The following is a 3,844-nucleotide window of genomic DNA, read 5'->3' on the forward strand; positions in this document are numbered from 1 at the left end:
GAGCACGCCGGGCTGGCGGCGGATCAGGTCCTCGACACCCCAGAAGCAGCCGCCCGCGAGGACGGCGGTCTCGGTGCCGGGACGGCGGGTGATCTCGCCGGTGTCGGAAGGTCCGCTGGTCATGGTGTCGCTCCTTTTGCGGTCACGGGTGAAGAGGGAGAAGAGGTTCATGAGGCCCGGCTCTCGCGGAACAGCGCGAGGAAGGCGCCGTAGCCCTCGAACTCGAGGTCGGCGACCGGCACGAAGCGCAGCGCGGCCGAGTTCATGCAGTATCTCAGTCCGCCGGCCTGGCGGGGGCCGTCGTCGAAGACGTGACCCAGGTGGCTGTCGGCGCCCGACGAGCGCACCTCGGTGCGCGTCATCCACAGGGTCCGGTCCTTCTTCTCGACGACGGCGGCGTCGTCGATGGGCTTGGTGAAGCTCGGCCAGCCCGAGCCGCTCTCGAACTTGTCGGTCGAGCTGAACAGGGGCTGCCCCGACACGACGTCGACGTAGATGCCGTCCTCGTGGTTGTCCCAGTACTCGTTGCGGAACGGCGGCTCGGTCGCGTCGTCCTGCGTGACGGCGAACTGGCGGTCCGTCAGGCGGCTGAGGGCCTGCGACGTCTTCCGGTACTCCGTGCTCACGGTTGGTGTCCTCTCGTCATGACGACCTGTGGCGGCCGTCACAGAAGAGAACGTCGGTCCGCCCCGTTTTGGTCCCGCGGGGCTGGGAGCGGCCTGTGAGTTCGGGGGAGTCCGGGATGCCGGGGGCAACCCCCGCCGCGGTGTCGGACGGCGCGATTAGCGTGGGGGTACTCGACCTGGAGGTTTCCATGACCCGCACCATCGTCATCACCGGCGCCAGCGACGGCATCGGCGCCGCATCCGCGAAGCAGCTCGCCCAGCTGGGCGAAGAGGTGGTGGTGGTCGGTCGCAACCCCGACAAGACGGCGCGCGTCGCGCGCACCCTCGGGGTGGACTCCTTCGTCGCCGACTTCAGCGACCTGTCGCAGGTGCGCGAGCTCGCGGCATCCCTGCTCGAGAAGTACCCGCGCATCGACGTGCTGGCCAACAACGCCGGCGGCGTGTTCGGCGAGCGCACTCTGACCGCGGACGGGTACGAGACGACCTTCCAGGTCAACCACCTCGCCCCGTTCCTGCTCACCAACCTGCTGCGCGAGCGGCTGCTCGCCTCGGGGGCCTCGGTCATCCAGACCTCGAGCGCCGCGGCGAAGCTCTTCCCGCGGTTCGATCTCGACGACCTGCAGGGCGAGCGTCGGTACTCGTCGACGGCGGCGTACGGCAACGCCAAGCTCGCCAACGTCCTGTTCACCAAGGAGCTCCACCGCCGGTTCGGCGACGAGGGGCTGTCGGCGGTCGCCTTCCACCCCGGTGTGATCGCCTCGAACTTCGGCTCCTCGAGCAACGGGCCGTGGAAGTTCCTGTACGGCGGTCCGCTCGCGCAGCAGCTCATGACCTCGACCTCGGTGGGCGGGGCGCGCCTGACCTGGCTCGCGCTGGGCAAGCCGGGCGTCGACTGGCAGCCGGGCGGTTTCTACGCCAACAACAAGCCCGCCAAGACCAACCGCCTGGCCGACGATCCGGCGGTGTCGAAGGTGCTGTGGGAGCGGAGCGCGGCCCTCGTGGGCCTGGACGACTGACCCGGGGCGGTCGCTCGGGCCCCGGGTGTGGGGCAGCGCCGCCCAGGTTCCCGCTCGGCATTCGCTATGCGTTGGCCCGGCACCGCCTTTTCTTGGAGTCGTCTAGGGGGCGCGCGGGCACGCTGAGCGCATGACCGCAGCCCCCGCCCTCGCCGAACCGCCCCTCGTCCACCGCGGCGCGCGTCGCGTGCCGCGCCGCGTCACCTCGACCCGGCCCCTGTGGAACCTCGCCGCGATCGTCGTGGTCTGGGCCACGAGCCTGGTCGTCGTGGCCGTGTGGCTCGCCGGCGGTGAAGCACAGGCGCTGCGGGCCGGGGGAGCGGATACGCTCAACGCCCTCGGCCGCGCCGCGGGGCTGGCATCCGCGAACCTGCTCTTCTATCAAGTGCTGCTCATGGCGCGCGTGCCGCTGTTCGAGCGGGGGTTCGGGCGCGACGGCATCACCCGCATGCACCGGATCGTCGGGTTCTGGTCCTTCGCCCTGTTCATCGCTCACATCGTCCTGCAGGTCCTCGGCTACGCGATCGACGCGGGTGCGAATCCGGTCGTGCAGGTGTGGGAGTTCGTCTGGGACTACCCCGGCATGCTGTTGGCGACCGCGGGCACCGGCCTGCTGCTGATGGTCGTCGTCACCTCGGTGCGCAAGGCTCGGCGGCGTCTGCGGTACGAGTCGTGGCATTTGCTGCACCTCTACGGCTATCTGGGCGTGGGTCTCGCCATCCCGCACATGCTGTGGACGGGTGCCGACTTCGTCTCCTCCCCGGCCGCCACGACGTACTGGTGGGCGATGTGGGGCGCGACCGTGGCCGCGGTGCTCGTCTTCCGGCTGGGGATGCCGCTGGCGAGGTCGCTGCGGCACGGCATCCGTGTGAGCGCCGTCGTGCCCGACGGGCGCAGCGGCGTCTCGGTCCGCATGACCGGGCGACGGCTCGAGAGGCTGCACGCGCGCGGGGGGCAGTTCTTCGTGTGGCGGTTCCTCGACGGGCCGGGCTGGACCCGCGGGCACCCGTTCTCGCTCGCCGCCGACCCGGCCGGGGGAGAGCTCGTCATCTCGGCCCGGATCGTGGGCGACGGCACGCACCGCCTCGCCGCGTTGCGTCCCGGCACGCGCGTGCTGATCGAGGGTCCCTACGGCACGATGACCGCCGACGAGCGCCGCGGCGGACACCTGCTGATGATCGGGGCCGGGGCGGGGGTCGCCCCCCTCGTGTCGGTGCTCGAGGATGCCGAATGGGCGCCGGAGGAAGCGACGCTGCTCGTGCGCGACCACGCCGAGGCCGACGCCCTGCGTACGGACGCGATCACCCGTCTCGTGCGCGAGCGGGGCCTGCGCCACGCGGCGCTCCTCGGACCGCGGGCGCGGACCGCGTCACCGTGGCTGCCGCTCTCGCACGCGGAGTGGACGGGTCCCGACCTCATCCGTTACGTGACGCCGCGCCCCGCCGACACCGACGTGTTCCTGTGCGGTCCGCCCCCGTGGATGGCCGCCGTCCGCGCCGACCTGCGCCGCGCCGGGGTCCCCGCCGAGCGCATCCACCTCGAAGCCTTCACCGTCTGAGGAGCACCCGATGAAGAGAATCGTCTACGCCCTGATGGCCACCGTCACCGGACTCGTGCTGCTGTTCAGCTACCGCACCTCGCTCGAGCCCGAACCCGCGAGTGCGCTCGCCGACGCCCCGACGGCGGGCGGTGCCGCGGTCGCGGCCCCGACGACGGGCACCCCGTCGGCATCCGCCTCGCCCTCTCCGTCGTCCGCAGCGTCGTCCTCGGCGTCGGCCGCGCCGGCGGTGCCGTCCGCCACGCCCTCGTCGTCGAGCGGCCTCGCCGACGGAACCTGGACGGGCCAGGCGGCGAACACCCGCTACGGTCCCGTCCAGGTGCGCATCACGGTGTCGGGCGGGACCATCACCGACGTGCAGGTCCCGCAGTACCCCTCCGAGAGCGGGCGCGACCAGCAGATCAACTCGCGCGCGCTGCCGATCCTGGTGCAGCAGACGATGACGGCGCAGAGCGCGCAGGTCGACATGGTCTCGGGTGCCACCTACACCAGCACCGGGTACCGCACCTCGCTGCAGTCCGCCCTCGACCAGGCCCGCTCGTGAGCCCGGCCGTCACGGTCACGGCCGAGGTCATGGGGACGGTCGCCTCGATCACGCTCATCGCCGCCGTGCGCCGCGACGGCGACGTGGGCGAGGCCGTCGC

The 3,844-nt window shown here is 71.8% G+C and carries 5 protein-coding genes; 3 read left to right on the plus strand and 2 right to left on the minus strand.

Annotation, left to right across the window (positions count from 1 at the left end):
- Together DC432_RS15890 and msrB are read right to left on the minus strand one after the other, a co-directional pair.
- Positions 1-123, minus strand: a 123-nt coding sequence (locus DC432_RS15890; protein WP_207770854.1) for a peptide-methionine (S)-S-oxide reductase, incomplete at its 3' end; no start/stop codon positions are given.
- A gap of 44 nt (positions 124-167) precedes the next feature.
- Complete coding sequence (gene msrB, locus DC432_RS15895) at positions 168-626, minus strand: peptide-methionine (R)-S-oxide reductase MsrB (protein WP_116538662.1); 459 nt, start codon at positions 624-626, stop codon at positions 168-170.
- Between the two features lie 188 nt (positions 627-814).
- On the opposite strand from msrB, the gene DC432_RS15900 reads away from it, so the two are divergent.
- The 3 genes from DC432_RS15900 to DC432_RS15910 all read left to right on the plus strand — a co-directional run bounded on the left by DC432_RS15900 (position 815) and on the right by DC432_RS15910 (position 3,744).
- Positions 815-1,642 carry an SDR family NAD(P)-dependent oxidoreductase gene (locus tag DC432_RS15900; protein WP_108319267.1) on the plus strand — a complete coding sequence of 276 codons (828 nt, stop codon included), beginning with the start codon at positions 815-817 and terminating at the stop codon, positions 1,640-1,642.
- Positions 1,643-1,772: 130 nt separating this feature from the next.
- Complete coding sequence (locus DC432_RS15905; protein ID WP_116538663.1) at positions 1,773-3,200, plus strand: ferredoxin reductase family protein; 1,428 nt, start codon at positions 1,773-1,775, stop codon at positions 3,198-3,200.
- 10 nt (positions 3,201-3,210) lie between these two features.
- Positions 3,211-3,744, plus strand: coding sequence for an FMN-binding protein (locus DC432_RS15910; RefSeq protein ID WP_116538664.1), 534 nt, complete (start codon positions 3,211-3,213; stop codon positions 3,742-3,744).
- Positions 3,745-3,844: the final 100 nt, after the last annotated feature.

The organism is Microbacterium testaceum (assembly GCF_003075375.1).
In the GTDB taxonomy this organism is placed as follows: Bacteria; Actinomycetota; Actinomycetes; order Actinomycetales; family Microbacteriaceae; genus Microbacterium; species Microbacterium testaceum_E.